At 52.3% G+C, this 17,176-nt stretch carries 17 protein-coding genes; 11 read left to right on the top strand and 6 right to left on the bottom strand.

Translation table 11 applies throughout. The annotated features are described in order from the left end of the window. The first annotated feature begins 167 nt into the window (after positions 1–167). The 7 genes from DU000_RS04470 (at position 168) to DU000_RS04440 (ending at position 7,144) form a co-directional block, all read left to right on the top strand. Complete coding sequence (locus DU000_RS04470; RefSeq protein ID WP_114402185.1) at positions 168–1,886, top strand: acetolactate synthase 3 catalytic subunit; 1,719 nt, start codon at positions 168–170, stop codon at positions 1,884–1,886. A 10-nt stretch (positions 1,887–1,896) separates the two neighbouring features. Continuing rightward, entirely contained in the window at positions 1,897–2,388 is a 492-nt protein-coding gene (ilvN, locus tag DU000_RS04465) for an acetolactate synthase small subunit (RefSeq protein WP_114402184.1), read from the top strand. Between the two features lie 239 nt (positions 2,389–2,627). Continuing rightward, positions 2,628–3,644, top strand: a complete 1,017-nt coding sequence (ilvC, locus tag DU000_RS04460; RefSeq protein WP_114402754.1) for a ketol-acid reductoisomerase — start codon at positions 2,628–2,630, stop codon at positions 3,642–3,644. Between the two features lie 87 nt (positions 3,645–3,731). Continuing rightward, a complete protein-coding gene (locus DU000_RS04455; RefSeq protein ID WP_114402183.1) occupies positions 3,732–3,971 on the top strand; it encodes a hypothetical protein in 240 nt (79 codons plus the stop codon). A gap of 61 nt (positions 3,972–4,032) precedes the next feature. Beyond that, on the top strand, positions 4,033–4,674 hold the full coding sequence (locus DU000_RS04450) for a phosphatidylserine decarboxylase (protein WP_114402182.1): 642 nt from the start codon (positions 4,033–4,035) through the stop codon (positions 4,672–4,674). A 28-nt stretch (positions 4,675–4,702) separates the two neighbouring features. Next, positions 4,703–5,545: a CDP-diacylglycerol--serine O-phosphatidyltransferase gene (gene pssA / locus DU000_RS04445; protein ID WP_114402181.1), complete on the top strand. Its 843-nt coding sequence runs from the start codon at positions 4,703–4,705 to the stop codon at positions 5,543–5,545. 57 nt (positions 5,546–5,602) lie between these two features. Further along, entirely contained in the window at positions 5,603–7,144 is a 1,542-nt protein-coding gene (locus DU000_RS04440; protein ID WP_114402180.1) for a 2-isopropylmalate synthase, read from the top strand. A 119-nt stretch (positions 7,145–7,263) separates the two neighbouring features. On the opposite strand, the gene DU000_RS04435 is transcribed toward DU000_RS04440, so the two are convergent. Both DU000_RS04435 and DU000_RS04430 read right to left on the bottom strand, forming a co-directional pair. Beyond that, entirely contained in the window at positions 7,264–8,133 is an 870-nt protein-coding gene (locus tag DU000_RS04435; RefSeq protein ID WP_158529632.1) for an oxygen-binding di-iron domain-containing protein, read from the bottom strand. 110 nt (positions 8,134–8,243) lie between these two features. Beyond that, positions 8,244–10,076, bottom strand: a complete 1,833-nt coding sequence (locus DU000_RS04430; protein WP_114402178.1) for an acetate--CoA ligase — start codon at positions 10,074–10,076, stop codon at positions 8,244–8,246. A gap of 206 nt (positions 10,077–10,282) precedes the next feature. Here DU000_RS04430 and DU000_RS04425 point away from each other — a divergent pair, with 206 nt between their 5' ends. Further along, on the top strand, positions 10,283–12,175 hold the full coding sequence (locus tag DU000_RS04425) for a propionate--CoA ligase (protein WP_114402177.1): 1,893 nt from the start codon (positions 10,283–10,285) through the stop codon (positions 12,173–12,175). A gap of 11 nt (positions 12,176–12,186) precedes the next feature. On the opposite strand, the gene DU000_RS04420 is transcribed toward DU000_RS04425, so the two are convergent. The 4 genes from DU000_RS04420 to DU000_RS04405 are packed head-to-tail and all read right to left on the bottom strand — an operon-like array spanning position 12,187 to position 14,242. Beyond that, positions 12,187–13,128 carry an NAD(P)-dependent oxidoreductase gene (locus DU000_RS04420; RefSeq protein ID WP_114402176.1) on the bottom strand — a complete coding sequence of 314 codons (942 nt, stop codon included), beginning with the start codon at positions 13,126–13,128 and terminating at the stop codon, positions 12,187–12,189. A gap of 8 nt (positions 13,129–13,136) precedes the next feature. Then, positions 13,137–13,544 carry a RidA family protein gene (locus DU000_RS04415; protein WP_114402175.1) on the bottom strand — a complete coding sequence of 136 codons (408 nt, stop codon included), beginning with the start codon at positions 13,542–13,544 and terminating at the stop codon, positions 13,137–13,139. A 9-nt stretch (positions 13,545–13,553) separates the two neighbouring features. Further along, on the bottom strand, positions 13,554–13,883 hold the full coding sequence (locus DU000_RS04410; RefSeq protein ID WP_114402174.1) for a DHCW motif cupin fold protein: 330 nt from the start codon (positions 13,881–13,883) through the stop codon (positions 13,554–13,556). Continuing rightward, positions 13,880–14,242, bottom strand: coding sequence for a DUF2917 domain-containing protein (locus DU000_RS04405; protein WP_158529631.1), 363 nt, complete (start codon positions 14,240–14,242; stop codon positions 13,880–13,882). The genes DU000_RS04410 and DU000_RS04405 overlap by 4 nt, the downstream gene beginning before the upstream one ends. A gap of 161 nt (positions 14,243–14,403) precedes the next feature. Between DU000_RS04405 and DU000_RS04400 the strand changes: the two genes are divergently transcribed. From DU000_RS04400 to DU000_RS04390, 3 genes are all read left to right on the top strand, one after another. Further along, a complete protein-coding gene (locus DU000_RS04400) occupies positions 14,404–15,846 on the top strand; it encodes an aminotransferase-like domain-containing protein (RefSeq protein WP_114402172.1) in 1,443 nt (480 codons plus the stop codon). A gap of 188 nt (positions 15,847–16,034) precedes the next feature. Then, positions 16,035–16,562 carry a GAF domain-containing protein gene (locus tag DU000_RS04395; RefSeq protein ID WP_114402171.1) on the top strand — a complete coding sequence of 176 codons (528 nt, stop codon included), beginning with the start codon at positions 16,035–16,037 and terminating at the stop codon, positions 16,560–16,562. A gap of 3 nt (positions 16,563–16,565) precedes the next feature. Then, positions 16,566–17,045 (top strand): Lrp/AsnC family transcriptional regulator, encoded by a 480-nt coding sequence (locus tag DU000_RS04390; RefSeq protein ID WP_114402170.1) that lies wholly within the window; start codon positions 16,566–16,568, stop codon positions 17,043–17,045. Positions 17,046–17,176: the final 131 nt, after the last annotated feature.

Genomic DNA, 17,176 nt, shown 5'->3' with positions numbered 1-17,176 from the left:
ATCGAAATGTTAATAGCAATTAGCTGTGTTTGCTTGTTGTCTGTTAGCGCTTTATCGGTGGGTTGGCGATTCTGCTTGCAGATAGCTTGCCTGCTCGGCTCAACGCCTACCACAAGTGGGTCACGAGTCATCCGATCAATCTCCAGTGGACCTTGAAAGGAACGCAAATGGAAACCCCTCATGGTGTTCTTAATGGCGCCGAAATTGTCGTGCGCTGCCTGCAAGAAGAGAATGTTGAGCATATTTTTGGCTACCCCGGCGGCGCAGTGCTCTATCTCTACGATGAAATTTTCAAGCAAGAAAAAGTAAAGCACATCTTGGTGCGCCACGAGCAAGCCGCAATTCATGCTGCTGATGGCTATTCACGTTCTACTCAGAAAGTAGGGGTGGCACTGGTGACTAGCGGTCCCGGTTTAACCAATGCCGTGACAGGGATTGCGACAGCCTACATGGATTCAATTCCAATGGTAATTTTGTCTGGACAAGTACCGACCCATGCGATTGGGCAGGACGCTTTCCAGGAATGCGATACCGTTGGTATTACCCGTCCCTGTGTCAAACACAATTTCCTCGTGAAAGATGTGAAAGACCTGGCGAGTACTATTAAAAAAGCGTTTTATATCGCTGCCACCGGCCGTCCCGGCCCGGTACTGGTTGATATTCCGAAAGATATTACGACGCATAAGTGCGAGTTTCATTACCCGCAATCGGTGAGCATGCGCTCATACAATCCCACCGTAAAAGGACATCAAGGGCAAATCAAAAAAGCCTTGCAGTTGTTGCTGCAAGCTGAGCGTCCGATGGTCTATACCGGTGGCGGCATTATTCTAGCCAATGCCGCGCCTGAATTAAATCGTTTGGTCGATACACTCGGTTTCCCCTGTACCAATACCCTGATGGGATTGGGCGGTTATCGGGCGACAGACGAAAAATTTATGGGTATGCCGGGCATGCATGGTACCTATGAAGCCAATATGGCCATGCAGCACTGTGATGTTCTGTTGGCAATTGGGGCGCGTTTTGATGACCGCGTGATCGGTAACCCGAAAGACTTTGCGACGCACCCGCGTAAAATCATTCATATCGATATTGATCCTTCCTCCATTTCCAAGCGTGTGAAAGTCGATGTGCCCATCGTCGGTGATGTGGCGGAGGTCATGCGCGAGCTGACTGCCTTGTTAGAAGCAAGTGAGCAAAAGCCGCGTGATATTCGCGCGTGGTGGGAACAGATCAATCAATGGCGAGGTCGTGAATGTCTGAAGTACAAAACCTCAACTGACGTGATTAAACCGCAGTCAGTCATTGAAACTTTATGGAAGGTGACTCACGGCGACGCTTTTGTCACGTCCGATGTCGGCCAGCACCAAATGTGGGCCGCGCAGTATTACAAATTTGATCAGCCTAAACGTTGGATCAACTCAGGTGGGTTGGGCACGATGGGTTTTGGCTTACCCGCCGCAATGGGGGTGCAAATGGCGAATCCAGGCGCGACCGTGGCTTGCGTAACCGGTGAGGGCTCGATTCAAATGTGTATTCAAGAACTGTCGACCTGCAAGCAATATCACCTACCGATCAAGATTATCAATTTGAATAATCGTTACCTAGGTATGGTGCGCCAGTGGCAACAGTTGGATTACGGCAGCCGTTACTCTGAGTCTTATATGGATTCGTTGCCAGACTTCGTGAAACTGGCAGAAGCCTATGGTCATGTCGGCATGCAAGTGCATGATCCCGCCGATTTGGAGAGTGCGATGCGTGAAGCGTTTGCGCTCAAAGATCGGGTGGTCTTTATGGATATTTACACCGACCGTACCGAAAACGTCTGGCCCATGGTGAAAGCGGGCAAAGGGTTAACGGAAATGCTGCTCGGTGCAGAAGAACTATAAGGAGCCAGCGATGCGACATATTATTTCGATTTTGATTGAAAACGAGCCCGGTGCCTTGTCACGGGTGGTTGGTCTGTTTTCCGCGCGTGGCTATAACATTGAGAACCTCAATGTAGCGCCGACAGAAGATGGTTCGCTGTCACGGATGACGATTGTTACCAGTGGTTCAGATGACATCATTGAACAAATCACCAAGCTCCTAAACCGCTTGATTGAAGTGGTCAAAGTAGTGGATTTGACCGAAGGCCCTTACATTGAGCGTGAACTCATGCTGATTAAAGTGCGGGCCGTGGGTAAAGAGCGTGAAGAGATGAAGCGGATGGCGGATATTTTCCGTGGCCGCATCATCGATGTCACCGATCGTGCCTACACGATTGAACTGACGGGTGATGGTCCTAAACTGGATGCCTTCATTGAAGCGATTGATCGTACGGCTATCCTGGAAACAGTGCGAACGGGCAGCTCTGGAATCGGACGCGGCGAGCGCGTGTTGAAAGTTTAGTTTTAAGGCGCGACTAGAAATGCAGAATTTCGGAATGAAGTGCTAGGAGCCGCGCAGCGAGAGCTGAGATAGTACTTAAAGGTACAGCGAAGCTTGAGCGAGCATGCGACAACGCAACTCATCCGGAAAATGGATTTATAGATGCGCCGTGGTTTTTGCCGCAGAGGATGCTGTGAAGAGTTTCCTCTGTGTTCTCTGTGACCTCTGTGGTTAATAAATTTGTACTGAAAGGTAATGTGATGAAAGTTTTTTACGATAAAGATGCGGATCTCTCCATCATCAAAGGCAAACAAGTTTCGATTATTGGTTATGGTTCACAAGGCCATGCGCACGCGCTGAACTTGAAAGATTCCGGCGTCAATGTGATCGTTGGTCTGCGCAAAAGTGGCGCGAGCTGGAGCAAAGCCGAAGCCGCTGGCTTGCAAGTGCGTGAAGTTGCTGATGCTGTTAAGGCGGCGGATGTGGTCATGATTCTGTTGCCTGATGAAAACATTCCTGAGGTGTACAACAAAGAAGTAGCGCCGAACATCAAACAAGGCGCAGCCTTGGCCTTCGCACACGGTTTCAACGTTCATTACAACCAAGTTGTGCCCCGCGCTGACTTGGATGTGATCATGATTGCCCCTAAAGGCCCTGGTCATACCGTGCGTTCCGAATACCTCAAAGGCGGTGGCGTACCTAGCTTGATCGCGGTGTACCAAGATAAATCCGGCCAAGCTCGTGATATCGCTTTGGCCTACGCGGCTGCAAACGGCGGTACCAAAGGTGGCGTGATCGAAACCAACTTCCGTGAAGAAACTGAAACCGATTTGTTCGGCGAACAAGCCGTTCTCTGTGGCGGTGCGGTTGAGTTGGTAAAAGCAGGCTTTGAAACCTTGGTTGAAGCCGGTTACGCGCCTGAAATGGCTTACTTCGAGTGCTTACACGAACTGAAATTGATCGTGGACTTGATGTACGAAGGTGGTATCGCCAACATGAACTACTCCATCTCCAACAATGCGGAGTATGGTGAGTATGTGACTGGCCCCCGCGTGATCGCTGATCAAGCCCGTGCTGCAATGAAAGAGTGTCTGCAAAACATTCAGAATGGCGACTACGCTAAAAACTTCATTTTGGAAGGTCGTACCAATTATCCATCCATGACTGCCCGTCGTCGTTTGAATGCGGAGCATCCGATTGAAACAGTCGGCGCACAATTGCGTGCGATGATGCCTTGGATCAGCAAAAACAAACTGGTTGACCAATCGAAAAATTAATTGGGCCTCGCAATGAGTAGAAAAGGCACTCAAATCTGGGTGCCTTTTCACTTTTCAACTTCTACCAAAAGCGATAACGCGGAGGGTATGCTGCTCAAGCAAGGCCTGTTGGGGGTGTTATTTTTGGGGGCGTTAACCGCCTGTCAGAAGCCTGAACCCCCTGGTCTTATGCAAGGGCAACGCGAAGCCTTGGAAAAAGCGAAAGCAGTGCAAGGCCAAGTTCAGCAACAATTAGAAGTGCAGAAACAATTGATAGAATCACAAACACGTCTGTCAGATTCTCAGCCGATATCGCCGCCTTCCTCCGGCGTAGCGAGTCATCCATGATGAATCCAACCTTCCGGTTGATATGACTTATCTATAAAGCAATTAATACAGCGCAGCGAATATGAACAATCCTTATCCTCATCCTATTATTGCCCGTGAAGGCTGGGCTATCATTACTGGCGCAGTGTTAGCCGCGCTGGTAGCGCAAGTGCTGGTGGGTTCCAGCTTGGCCTGGGCACTTTGGCTCTTTGCGGTGTTTTCAATTCAATTCTTTCGAGATCCAGCGCGGGTTATTCCTGCACAGGAAAATGCTGTGCTCTCTCCCGCCGATGGCCGCATTGTTGCCGTAGAAAAAGTACAGGATCCGTATGCGAATCGGGAGGCACTGAAAATCAGTGTTTTTATGAATGTCTTTAATGTGCATTCGAATCGTTCCCCGGTCGATGGCACGGTACGCAGTGTTCAATATTTCCCGGGTAAATTTGTCAATGCGGATTTAGACAAAGCGTCGCTGGAAAATGAGCGCAATGCCTTGATCATCGACACGCCACATGGGGTAGTGACCAGTGTTCAAGTGGCAGGCTTGGTGGCACGCCGGATTCTTTGCTACACCCAGGCACAAGCTGTTTTAGCCCGCGGTCAGCGCTATGGTTTTATTCGCTTTGGCTCGCGTGTTGATGTTTATTTACCGGTTAGCGCAAAACCACGCGTCAGCATTGGTGATAAAGTCAGTGCTACCAGCACTATTCTTGCTGAGTTTTAATTTAAGCGGGTTTCTCTTTGAGGTAACTATGCGTCCTATTCGTCCTTTACGCTTTACCCGTCGTGCGACAGACCGTTTGTCCGGTAGTGGTCTCCCCGGTGATTTTGCGCAACGCCATAAAACGATTTACCTGCTGCCGAACGCCTTTACTGCCGCAGCGCTTTTCGCCGGTTTTTTTGCAATTGTGCAAGCCATGAATGGCCGCTTTGAGCTAGCTGCGATTGCCATTTTTGCCTCCATGATTTTGGATGGCATGGATGGCCGAGTGGCGCGCTTAACGAATACGCAAAGTGCGTTTGGTGAGCAGTTCGACAGCTTGGCCGACATGACCTCTTTTGGTGTGGCGCCAGCCTTGGTCATGTATGAATGGATACTTAAAGATTTGGGCAAGTGGGGCTGGCTGGCCGCCTTCACCTACTGCGCCTGCGCCGCGTTGCGACTGGCGCGCTTTAATGCCAACATAGGTGTGGTCGATAAACGTTATTTTCAGGGCTTGCCCAGCCCAGCTGCCGGGGCCTTGATAGCCGGGTTTTTGTGGCTAGCCGAAGATAATAAATTTTCCATTCGTGAGAGTGCGATGCCTTGGCTGGCTTGGGCATTGACCATCTACGCTGGCGTGGCAATGGTCTCCAATGCGCCATTCTGGAGCGGTAAAACCCTGGATGTGCGACACAGCGTTCCCTTTTGGGTGATGTTGGCGTTGATGGCTGCCCTGGCGCTGATTTCGGCTGACCCGCCGATTGCCCTCTTCGCCGTATTTGTGTTGTATGCTTTTTCAGGCTGGGCGGTTTGGGCGTGGCGTGAATATCGAGGCTTGCCGCCATTATTCAAAGCCCCTAGACCAGCAGCCTTGCCTGATGCTGAGGAATAGCGTTCACAAGACGCACACTGCTGCCACCCACAAGGTGGTTAACGATTGGAGAAGACGATGACAGACAAAATCATTATTTTTGATACCACCCTTCGCGATGGCGAGCAGAGCCCTGGCGCTGCCATGACCAAAGACGAAAAAGTTCGGATTGCGAAACAACTCGAAAAGTTACGCGTCGATGTGATTGAAGCTGGCTTTGCTGCGGCCAGTCCAGGCGATGCCGAAGCGATTCATGCGATAGCGCAAGCTGTGAAAGACAGCACGATCTGTTCGCTAGCTCGGGCGACTGAACGCGATATCCGGGCCGCAGGTGAGGCGATCAAGCCAGCGCAGTCAAAACGGATTCATACCTTTATTGCGACGAGTCCCATCCATATGGAGAAAAAGCTCCGTATGACGCCGGATCAAGTTGTGGAAAATGCCGTAAAAGCTGTGCAATGGGCGCGGGAATATACCGATGATGTGGAATTTTCTGCGGAAGATGCAGTGCGTTCTGAACTCGATTTTCTATGCCGTATTTTTGACGCCGTGATTAAAGCCGGCGCTAAAACCATCAATGTCCCAGATACCGTGGGCTACAGTGTTCCGGCGATGTGGGGGGAACGCTTTAAACAGTTGATTGAGCGTGTGCCCAATGCAGATAAAGTTGTCTGGTCTACGCATTGTCATAACGACTTGGGCATGGCGGTGGCGAACTCTCTGGCTGCGGTGATGAATGGGGCCCGCCAAGTTGAATGTACCATCAATGGCCTGGGTGAGCGTGCTGGCAATGCGTCACTGGAAGAAGTGGTGATGGCGATTCGTACTCGACCTGATATTTTCAAGGTGGAAACCAGAATTGAGACCAGCCAAATTGTGACCACCTCGAAATTGGTCTCCACGATCACGGGTTACCCGGTGCAACCTAACAAAGCGATTGTGGGTGCCAATGCCTTTGCGCATGAGTCTGGGATTCACCAAGATGGGGTTCTCAAGCATCGTGAGACTTACGAAATTATGCGCCCTGAAGATGTGGGTTGGACAGCAAATAAAATTGTGTTGGGCAAGCTGTCTGGCCGCAATGCTTTCAAGCAGCGCTTGCAGGAACTGGGGATTGAGCTGGACTCAGAGCAAGCCCTGAATGAAGCCTTTGCGCGGTTCAAAGACTTGGCCGATCGCAAGTCGGAAATCTTTGATGAAGATATCCAAGCGCTGTTTAGCGATGGCAGGGAAGAGCTTGAGGCCTATCGTTTTATTTCTTTATCACAGCACTCGGAAACGGGTGAGCGCCCCCAATGCCGTCTGGTTTTTACCCAGCAAGGGAGCGAAGTCAGCAGCCAGTCAGATGGTAATGGCCCGGTCGATGCGACGGTGAAAGCGATTGAGCGGCATGTGCAAAGCGGTGCCGAATTGCTCTTGTTTTCCGTTAACGCCATTACCACAGGAACGGAAGCACAGGGTGAAGTGACGATGCGGCTGGCGCGTCATGGCCGCATTGTGAATGGTACAGCAGCCGACCCAGATATCGTTGTTGCCGCAGCGAAAGCTTACCTGAGTGCGCTGAACAAACTCGGTACTGATGAGCGCCTTAATCCACAAACAATGGCCACACCTGTCTAGACTGTCGCGAGTAGTACGACTTGCCAGCCCTTGATTCAATCGTGGATGACAGCGCTGGAAGTTTACTTGCCGATCTAGATCAACGGCGCCCCAGGCATTTCAGCTGGGGCGCCGTTGTATTAAGAAGGCGTACGAATGATGCTTTGCGTGTCATCAAGGCGAGGCAACTCTTTTTCCCAGCCAATCATGGCGGCGCGACCATGCTGCTTGGGAATGCGGTAATGGTCTTGTGTAACCAGATCGGTGCCACAGGGGGTTTCTTGCAGCCATTCGAAAAATGCGGCAACGGTGTCGCGCCCTTGCAGCCGCGGCCCACGCTGCGGAACGATTTGTGCAATATCCAGGTTTTCGAGCATGTTCACCCACAGTTGACAGACCCGCCGACTGTGAATATGCCGCGCATGCCATGCTCGTAAATTGTGTTGATGCGCCGGGAAGTGGTGAATATCAATTGCTTGACCCGGGTCAATATCACTGCAACCTAAGGGACCCGTAAACAGAATTTTGCTAATGGGGTCGTAAAGCTGAAAGCAGGCACTGTGGCCCAAAAAATGAGCGGATAGCAGTAAGTATTCAACCCCCCCGCATTGGATGACTGCACCACTATCAGGAATGCCGTGAATACGATTAACAATCCGATCTGGGTCGCACAAATGAGGCAGTTGAGGCAGCAAGTGCTGGCTGATCAGTAACTCTGTTTGCGAGCCGATTAACCAACGGCCGACAGAATGCAAACTGTCTGGCGCGCAATGGCTCACGACAAGATAACGTAAATCTTTGGGCGAAAAAAACCGGCTGGCCCCCATGAATAGCCCGCTGTATGTAGCAGTGCCACCGGGGTCGAGCAAGATACCTTGCTTATCATGTACCAATAAAAACTGATTGGATTGTATTAGGCCGATTTCACTGCTCGCGAGGTCACTCTGCGGCAATAGATCAGTGTATTGCTGCACAACATGGGTGGCATCACGGTATAACTCAAGTGGCATGGCGAACCTATTCAAGAATTTTCTTATTGTATCGCTTAGTGTGCGAATTGCCAGGGCCATCTGGCCTATTTGCCAGCCAACCTTAACCAAACGCTTGGTTTTGGTGAGACTTATTCCGAGGCAATAAGTTTCGACGCGCTTTCTTGGGCGCGGAGGGTATGGCGTTGCACTTTACCGGTGGCGGTAAGCGGCAGCGAGTTCACAAATTCAATACGTTTAGGATATTCGTAGGGAGCCAGCTTATCGCGCACATGGGCTTGCAATGCGGCCTGGAGGTCTTCATCGCCATGATAGCCCGCTGCCAACACGATAAAGGCTTTAACGACATGACCCCGCAAGCTATCCGGGCTGGGAACGATGGCGACATTGGCAACGGCCGGATGCTGTAGCAAACAATTTTCAATCTCCGCCGGGCTGATCCGGTAACCCGCGGCCTTAAAGACGTCATCGGTTCGACCCTGATACCAAAAATAGCCCGCTTCATCCTGGCGGGCTAAATCACCCGTGCGGCACCAGCGCGCCTGGCGTGGCGCTGGGGGCGAATGATTGGCATGATTACCACAGAACTTTTTCTGTGTGGCGGCGTTATCCTGCCAGTAACCAAGAAAGAAAATTGGATCGGGGTGCCCCTGCAGATCATGCGTGCAAACGGCGATCTCGCCTATCTGACCGGGTTTAACCGGGGCTCCACGCTCATCCAGCAAGGCGATTCGATGCCCTGGATAAGCTCGCCCCATGCTACCTTTTCGGCTGGGCCAGCAGTAGGCGCTATCGCCAATCAGATAATTCATTTCAGTCTGCCCAAACATGACATTCAACGGCACGCCAAAGGCCTGCTCTACCCAATCGCAGACGACCCCACCCACGGCTTCACCGGCGCTCATGATGGCACGCAGCGCACAGGGTTGGGCCTGTGGCGATAGATCAGGGTACTCACGCATGAGCATTTTGAGTGCAGTCGGGAACAGAAAGGTGTTGGTAATTCGATAGCGTTGCAAGAGGTCGAGCGTGCGCGCTGGCGTAAACCGCCCATGAAAGCCGACAATCGGCATACCGAAATAAAGTGTCGGCAGTAAGCCATCCATTAACCCGCCTGTCCAGGCCCAATCGGCCGGCGTCCAGAAGCGATCTTGGGGTTGGGGAAACCAGTTTTGTGAAGCGACGAAGCCGGGTAAGTTACCCAGCAAAACTCGGTGCGGCAGTAAAGCCCCTTTGGGTTGCCCCGTAGTGCCACTGGTGAAAAGCAAGAGTGCTGGCTCTTCAGCTCGGGTCTCTACGGCATCAAAGTGAATGGGCGAGCGTGCCAAGAGGTCGTGCCAGCGCAGACTGCCTTCGTATTCACCTCCAATCACAATATGATGCTCAAGCGTCTCGAATTGGCTTCGCAAGTCTCCTGCAGCGAGTGCTGCTAGCGCTGGTAAGGTGCTGTGGTGGCTGATCAATACCTTGGCCCCACTCAAGCTCAAGCGAACTTGTAGTGCATCCGGCCCAAACAAATGCGACAACGGCACAACGACGGCCCCGAGCTGGTAAACCGCAATATGGGTCACAGCCACCTCGGCTGTTTGTGGACAGCAAAGGGCAACCCGGTCACCCCGTTTGACGCCTAGTCGTTGCAGGGCCACACTCAGTTGATTTGCGCGTTGCCCTAGCTCGCCATAGCTGATCGTGCTGCGCTGTCCGGCCTCATTTTCCAAAAATAGTGCAATCCGCTGAGGTTTATCTTGCCAGCGCCGGCAACAAACCTCGGCGAGGTTGAAAAACTCGGGTACAGCCCACCCAAAATGGTTGTAAAGCTGCGCGTAAGCGTCGGCGCCGGGTATCGATGGTGCAGTGAACTTGACTGATTGCTCATTGGCCGCCACGTCATGGGGCTGAATGGGGATGTTTGATGCTGACGGTAACCGCTTGCTGAGGGTAGGGTTGGATGGCACAGGGGGCATAGCGTCTCCGGCTAAATGCTGCGTCGCACGATAAAGAAACACCGAAAGCAATCACAGGGTGATGCTAGAGCGACTTTGCTTATCACGCAAGCCACCGTGTTGCAGATCATCACCGGTATTCATCTTGAATCCAAGGGTTTGCGTGTCAGGCTACCGTCAGCGCAGTAAGAGACAGTCAACTATCCCCTGGATAGAAAGAGCTGATCATGGCGATCAATTTTTATGAGTGGTCTATCTCGCAACCTACCGCTTTTTGGGCCGAGCAAGCCCAGTTAATTGAATGGCAACAAGCCCCCCAACAAATATTGGATTTCAGCCACCCCCCGTTTACGCGCTGGTTTGTCGGTGGCACGACTAATCTATGCCACAACGCCGTGGATCGTTGGCTACCCACGCAAGCCCAGCAGCCCGCTTTAATTTATGTTTCGACAGAAACGGGCCAAGAGCAGACCTACAGCTTTGCCGATTTGTATGCGGAGGTGAATCGCTGGGCTGCGCTCCTGCTGCAGCATGGGGTCGAGCAGGGTGATCGTGTTCTGCTATATATGCCCATGATTCCTCAAGCGGCCTTTGCTATGCTCGCCTGTGCGCGGATTGGCGCGATTCACTCGGTGGTGTTTGGTGGCTTTGCCGCCATCAGTTTGGCGAGCCGAATTGATGATGCGCAACCCAAGCTCATTATTAGTGCCGATGCTGGTTCCCGCGCGGGCAAGGTGGTGGCCTATGCGCCTATGCTGAACGAAGCCCTACAACACGCCCAACATCAACCGCAAGCTGTACTGTGGGTCAATCGGGGTTTGGCTGAACTGCCGCTCAAACCCGGGCGGGACGTGGATGCCCAGGCCGCGCTGGCGTTGCTACGGCATGCGCAAGTGCCGGTCGTTTGGTTAGAGTCTAATCAGCCGAGCTATATCCTCTACACCAGTGGCACTACCGGTAAACCTAAGGGCGTGCAGCGCGATGTCGGCGGCTATGCAGTGGCGCTCGCAGCTTCGATGCGCTACATCTTTGATGGCCGTGCAGGAGAGACTTTCTTTTCTACTAGCGATATCGGTTGGGTGGTTGGCCACTCCTACATTATTTATGGGCCCTTGCTGGCGGGCATGGCCACCATCATGTACGAAGGGCTGCCGATCAATCCTGACCCCGGCATTTGGTGGCGTTTGGTAGAAAAATATCAAGTCACCGGCATGTTCTCGGCACCCACCGCGATTCGGGTGCTCAAGAAGCAAGATGAGCATTGGTTAAAACAAGCCAAGCTTTCTTCCTTGCGGGCTTTGTTTTTGGCGGGCGAGCCCTTGGATGAACCGACCGCACACTGGATTCGCGATGCCTTGGGCGTCCCGATTGTCGATAATTACTGGCAAACTGAAACCGGCTGGCCGATTCTCACCATTCCTCGCGCTTTGCCCAATGACATCCCTAAACCTACCCGTTTAGGCAGCCCCGGCTTCCCCGTGTATGGTTTTAATGTCCAATTACTCGATGAGCGCACCGGAGAGCCGGTTACACGTAATCAAAAAGGTGTGCTCGCGATTCAGCCCCCTTTGCCTCCTGGCTGCCTCAGTACGGTGTGGGGCGATGATGCCCGTTTTGTTAAAACCTATTTCAGCAGTGTGCCCGGCAAACACGTCTATTCCACCTTTGATTGGGGCATACAAGACGACGAGGGCTATACCTTTATTTTGGGTCGCACCGATGATGTGATTAACGTGGCGGGGCATCGCCTAGGTACGCGCGAAATTGAAGAATCGCTCAGCTCACACCCCAGTGTGGCAGAGGTGGCGGTGATTGGCGTGCAGAATGAGCTCAAAGGGGAAGTCGCCTGCGCGTTTGTGATTTTGCGCACCGCATTGCCAGAGAGTATTGCGGCACAAGCCTTAGAGGTCGAGCTTAAAAAGGTAGTCGAAAAACAATTAGGTGCGGTGGCGCGACCGGAGCGAATTTATTTTGTGACGGCGCTCCCCAAAACTCGTTCTGGCAAATTGCTACGGCGTTCGCTCAAAGCCCTCTGCGAAGGACGAGATCCCGGTGATTTAACGACGATTGAAGACCCCACCGCCCTCGCGCAGATTCAGCGAGCGCTTGGGCAGGCTTGATGGCGAATCTTCTAGTAACCACGTATCCAATCGACGATACCGGTGACAGTCTGCCCGGCTTCAATCTGCTGAATCTTGTGCGCAATCTGTTGCATGGAAGGTTGCGGCAGATTGTCCGCCGAGCAATGCGGGGTGAGGTACAGGTTTGGCGTGGTCCAAAACGGATGCGTCGCGGGCAACGGTTCTTGCGCAAACACATCTAGGCATGCGCCCGCGAGTTGGCCGCTGGTAAGGGCCTGTAATAGATCGTCTTCGACCACGTGCTGGCCACGTGCCACGTTGATTAAGTACGCTCCTCGCCGACAGGCTTGAAATAAAACCCGATTCAAAATACCTTGAGTAGCAGGGGTGAGCGGTAATACATTCACCAACGCGGACACATTCTGGGCAAAAACAGTGAGTTGATCCGTGCCGTGCCAGCAAGGGTAGGGTGCATGTGGGTCAGCCTGGCGTTTCCATACGCGGACTGGAAAACCCAATGACTGCAAGTGCAAGGCAATCGTCTGCCCCAATTGCCCACCCCCTAAAATACCAACGGTAAAGTCGCTTTTTTGTGGCGTCGGCAAGGCTTGCCAATGTGCTTGTTGCTGTTGCGCTTGATAGCGATCAAAGCCCCGAAAGAAATGCAGCACCCAGTGCGTGACATAGTCGCGCATTTGTTCTGCCATGCCCGCATCTTCCAAGCGAATGAGCGGCACCTGTTCTAATGCACGCGGCGCAGCTTGTGCGCGCAGTTGCGCTAAGTAATCAATGCCGGCCCCTAAATTAAAAATCGCTTTCAGGCGCTCGCGTTCCCCCAATATCGAGGCGGGTGGATTACGCACAATCAGGTAATCCGCAGCGGCCTGATCTTCTGCACTCAGCACGCGGATGGCGGCTGTGGGTAATGCCTGGCGCAAGGGCTGTAACCAGGTTTCGATTTGCTGCGGGTAGCCATAAAAGCCAATCTGCATGGTTATCCTTATGCGGTCGGGCGAATCGCTTGGGCGTTCATGGTTAACAATGCGCCGGGTTTAGGTAAGTCGGCCACCACAATCACTGTGCGTGCGGGTAAGTGCCCTCCAGCCTGTTTTTTTAGCGCCTGTTCATAGGCCACATTCATCGCGGCAAAGTCTTCGTTTTTTTTCAAAAATACCGTCACATGGACTAAGTGTGCCAAGGAGGCACCACAACTCGCCAGCATGGTGTGTAGATTCGCCATAATCTGCGTCGTTTGGCTACCCGCATCGGTACCCGCGAGCTGCCCCGTAGCGGGATCGACACCGGGTGTGCCCGATAACCAAATGAATGGCCCCGCTTGTGCTATGTGATGGTAGGGGCCAATCGGAGTGGGCGTATGGGCGGGATTATGTGTTTGGATTTCAAACATGGACGTCTCCTAATCCACAATAAATAACGTCGCGCCAGTGGGTGTGCTGGAGCGATGCGGCTCTGCGCCATCGGCCACCTGATAGCTCTGACCGGGCGTGAGGACGAAGTGGCGACCATCGGCGAGTTCGGTATGCAATTCTCCGCTCAAGCACAATAAGATATGACCCTTCTGGCACCAGTGGTCGGCCAGATAGCCCGCACTGTACTCCACCATGCGCACACGAATGTCGCCAAATTGCTGGGTGCGCCAATACGCCATGCCGTGGGTGCCGGGATGGGCGCTGCGTGAAACAGTGTGCCAATCGGTCGTCACAAATGGGAGATTCTCGATTTTCATGATTTCCTAGTCGCATCGAATAAAGTGGGGGAGATAGGCAAGTGAGAGCGCATCGTGCTCGTATGCATACGCAGCAAGCCGCGTAATTTCTGTAGCAAGCTTATCGCCCGTTGAAAACGAGCTTCTTTCCTATCTGGCGTCAGTGTAAACCGACTCAGAGATGCCGCCTCAATAACGCACAGTTTGTCTGGGCTGAGCACGAGCGACATCCCTGCCTCTAAAAAATAATCTGTTTTATCCTCGCTGAGGGTCACCCATAACTGTCCCTGCTGACAAGACAGGGTACGGGCGTGATGGCGGATATCGCTCGTGACCGCTCCGGCGGCCAGTTCGTGGGTTGTAAAAAGAGGGGGTAACATGATTGCCTCCATTTCTCGGTGACTGGGTAAAGGCATCATAGAAAAGTAGAGTGGGGTTGAGTAGGCATAACAGTTATATAAATAACCGCTAACAGGTGCTTTTTTTCGTGTTCTGTTATGGTTTTTTTTGAGTATTCCTGTATCTTTAATCGTATTCTGTGATGGTCCACACTGTGAAGATGGATATTCCTCTCTACCAACAATTGGCGCGCCATCTGCAAAGTGCGATTAGCAGTGGCACCTTGCAACCCGGTAGTCGCTTGCCCTCGGTGCGACACTTGGCGGCGCAACATCGGGTGTCAATTTCCACTGCCTTGCAGGTTTATCGGCAGTTGGAAAATTGGCGGTTGGTCGAAGCGCGACCCAAGTCAGGCTATTTTGTGACTGTCGCGGCTGACACAAAGCGCAGTGGGCCGCTAAAAGCAGACACGGTAGATCCGATAGCTGTGCAAGATCGGGTGCTTTCTTACAATCGAATTCGTCGCACATGCCGTATTCATTTCGATGTCGCGATTGGCCCTCCCGCACTCTATCCCGTACGTAAGCTACAGCTTCTGGGGGGGCAGATTTTGCGGCGGCAACCGAACCTCGTCAGCTCTTATGGCATGAATAGCACCGGCTATTTGCCTTTGCGTGAACAGGTTGCCCGTAGTTTGCTGAATGCGGGCTGCACAGTCAGGCCAGATGATGTCTTGATTGCCAACGGGTGTACGGAAGCCTTGAATTTAGCATTACGGGCAACCACACAAGTCGGAGGCACGGTCGCCGTTGAGTCGCCAGTGTATTTTGGCTTATTAGAGATTTTGGCCAGTTTGGGCTTGCGTGCCTTGGAAATCCCTACCAGCGCTAGCCATGGCATGTCATTAGAGGCCTTAGAACTGGTGACCCGACCCGATACAGCCGGACCAAGGGTCGCGGCGGTGGTCAGTATTCCTAATTTTCATAATCCACTGGGCAGTCTGATGCCAGATTCCCATAAAAAAAGATTGGTCGAGCTATTAAATGCCCGGCAGATTCCTTTGATTGAGGATGATGTCTATGGCGAGTTGCATTTTGGCGGGCAGCGGCCTTTCGCCCTCAAGTCATGGGATACCACAGGCAATGTCTTGCTCTGCGGTTCAGCGAGTAAAGTGCTGGCGCCTAATTTACGGGTGGGTTGGATTGTGGCAGGGCGCTGGCAGAACCGGGTAGAAGCCCTGAAGTTTACCCAGTCGATCAACACCGCAGAATTGCCGCAGGCCATGGTGGCTGAATTCATGGCCTCAGGGGGATACGACCACCATTTACGTCGTTTGCGGCAACAAATAAAAATACAAACACGGCAAACAGCCCAAGCCATCACCCATCATTTTCCACCCGGGACGGTGGTGCATATTCCCTCTGGCGGTTATTTATTGTGGATTGGTTTACCCAATGAAATCGACGCCTGGCAGGTGTTTGAACAAGCCGTGCAGCAAGGGATTGGGGTAACACCGGGAACCTTATTTACCGGTAGCGGTCGATTTAAAGACTATTTGCGGATTAGCTGTGGCAACGCTTTTGATGCTGAGGCTGAGCGCGCCATGGCACAGTTGGGGCGACTGGTTGCGGCTATGCAGGGGTAAGTGACTCGCTATACCGCTCGTTTTTGTCAGGCTGGGCGGGGTGCATTCCAACAGAATGGGCAAAATATCCTATCGTCTTTGCTAGAAGTGTTAAATTTTCTTTCCTGATTGTAATTCCTCGCGCTTGAGCCGTTATATGCTTGATTGCCGTTTGTGAACGGGTAAACAAACTTTTTAACGTCGATCTTATGCAAGCTCCTTTGATTCCTGATGATGAAGCCAGCCGATTGGCAGTACTGCGTGATCTGCTGATTCTAGATACGCCAGCAGAAGATCGTCTCGACATCATCACGCAGTATGCGACCAGTGTTTTTGAGGTGCCGATCGCTCTGGTGAGCTTGGTCGATGAAAACCGACAGTGGTTTAAATCGGCTTGCGGTCTCGATGCAACTCAAACGTCACGTGAGATTTCCTTTTGTGGTCATGCTATTTTGTCTGATCACCCCCTCATCGTTCCAGACGCGAGCCAAGATTTCCGGTTTGCCGATAACCCGTTGGTTACTGGCCCACCTCATATTCGTTTTTATATGGGTGCGCCGATCAAAATCCATCATAAGAATATTGGTACCTTGTGCCTAATTGATTCGATCCCCCACATGGTCGAAGAGCATCATATTCAAGCCTTGCAAGACTTAACCAAACTGGTCAAAGAAGTGATTCTCGATAAAGCCCTTGATGCCGGTGCCGTGGCATTACGTTTACCAAAACAGAGTTGATTGATGAAACGGGATCGCACAGATTGGCGAATTTTGACCCTGCTGCAGGAACAGGGGCGAATCACCAATCAACAATTGGCGCAAGCGATCAATTTATCTCCCAGTGCATGCTCGGAACGTGTGCGGCAGCTTGAGCAGGCTGGACTCATCCAGGGGTATCAAGCCCAGCTCGATCCCGCCCAGTTGCCTGCCCATGTGCAAATGATTGCGCAAATCACGCTACGCGATCAGCGTGCCGCAGCAACCGCTGCTTTCTTACAGCATGTCTTGAGCTGCCCGCAGGTCGTCAGTTGTGATTTAATCAGTGGCGAGTTTGATTTCCAGTTACGGGTGGTGTGTCCTGATGCGACTTGCTACCGTGAGCTAACCAATGCCTGGCTGGAAAACCTCAGCTTAAATATTGCCCGCATTGTTTCCTATCAAGTTTTGCAAACGCAGCGACACTTTAGCCGGTGGCCGTTAAAAGCGTTAAACGTACCCTGAGGCTGGCTGATTGCCCGATAACCGTCGTCTCGACGGCAAGCGCGTCCCAATAGCGTAACTGCTGCGGTTTTGGCCCCCGTATTTCGTCCTTTTTCCGGCGCGAACGATCTACCATCAAGTAGATCAATGTG

The organism is Parvibium lacunae (assembly GCF_003335215.1).
In the GTDB taxonomy this organism is placed as follows: Bacteria; Pseudomonadota; Gammaproteobacteria; order Burkholderiales; family Burkholderiaceae_D; genus Parvibium; species Parvibium lacunae.
This window is presented reverse-complemented; position numbering and strand designations above follow the sequence as displayed.

What these genes read in the sequence shown, in the direction of transcription:
- DU000_RS04410 (WP_114402174.1), bottom strand. Translation starts at nt 13,883, where the DNA reads ATGAAAATCGAGAATCTCCCATTTGTGACGACCGATTGGCACACTGTT.
- DU000_RS04415 (WP_114402175.1), bottom strand. Translation starts at nt 13,544, where the DNA reads ATGTTTGAAATCCAAACACATAATCCCGCCCATACGCCCACTCCGATT.
- DU000_RS04405 (WP_158529631.1), bottom strand. Translation starts at nt 14,242, where the DNA reads ATGTTACCCCCTCTTTTTACAACCCACGAACTGGCCGCCGGAGCGGTC.
- DU000_RS04450 (WP_114402182.1), top strand. Translation starts at nt 4,033, where the DNA reads ATGAACAATCCTTATCCTCATCCTATTATTGCCCGTGAAGGCTGGGCT.
- DU000_RS04390 (WP_114402170.1), top strand. Translation starts at nt 16,566, where the DNA reads ATGAAACGGGATCGCACAGATTGGCGAATTTTGACCCTGCTGCAGGAA.
- DU000_RS04400 (WP_114402172.1), top strand. Translation starts at nt 14,404, where the DNA reads ATGGTCCACACTGTGAAGATGGATATTCCTCTCTACCAACAATTGGCG.
- ilvC (WP_114402754.1), top strand. Translation starts at nt 2,628, where the DNA reads ATGAAAGTTTTTTACGATAAAGATGCGGATCTCTCCATCATCAAAGGC.
- DU000_RS04455 (WP_114402183.1), top strand. Translation starts at nt 3,732, where the DNA reads ATGCTGCTCAAGCAAGGCCTGTTGGGGGTGTTATTTTTGGGGGCGTTA.
- ilvN (WP_114402184.1), top strand. Translation starts at nt 1,897, where the DNA reads ATGCGACATATTATTTCGATTTTGATTGAAAACGAGCCCGGTGCCTTG.
- DU000_RS04435 (WP_158529632.1), bottom strand. Translation starts at nt 8,133, where the DNA reads ATGCCACTTGAGTTATACCGTGATGCCACCCATGTTGTGCAGCAATAC.
- pssA (WP_114402181.1), top strand. Translation starts at nt 4,703, where the DNA reads ATGCGTCCTATTCGTCCTTTACGCTTTACCCGTCGTGCGACAGACCGT.
- DU000_RS04425 (WP_114402177.1), top strand. Translation starts at nt 10,283, where the DNA reads ATGGCGATCAATTTTTATGAGTGGTCTATCTCGCAACCTACCGCTTTT.
- DU000_RS04420 (WP_114402176.1), bottom strand. Translation starts at nt 13,128, where the DNA reads ATGCAGATTGGCTTTTATGGCTACCCGCAGCAAATCGAAACCTGGTTA.
- DU000_RS04430 (WP_114402178.1), bottom strand. Translation starts at nt 10,076, where the DNA reads ATGCCCCCTGTGCCATCCAACCCTACCCTCAGCAAGCGGTTACCGTCA.
- DU000_RS04395 (WP_114402171.1), top strand. Translation starts at nt 16,035, where the DNA reads ATGCAAGCTCCTTTGATTCCTGATGATGAAGCCAGCCGATTGGCAGTA.
- DU000_RS04470 (WP_114402185.1), top strand. Translation starts at nt 168, where the DNA reads ATGGAAACCCCTCATGGTGTTCTTAATGGCGCCGAAATTGTCGTGCGC.
- DU000_RS04440 (WP_114402180.1), top strand. Translation starts at nt 5,603, where the DNA reads ATGACAGACAAAATCATTATTTTTGATACCACCCTTCGCGATGGCGAG.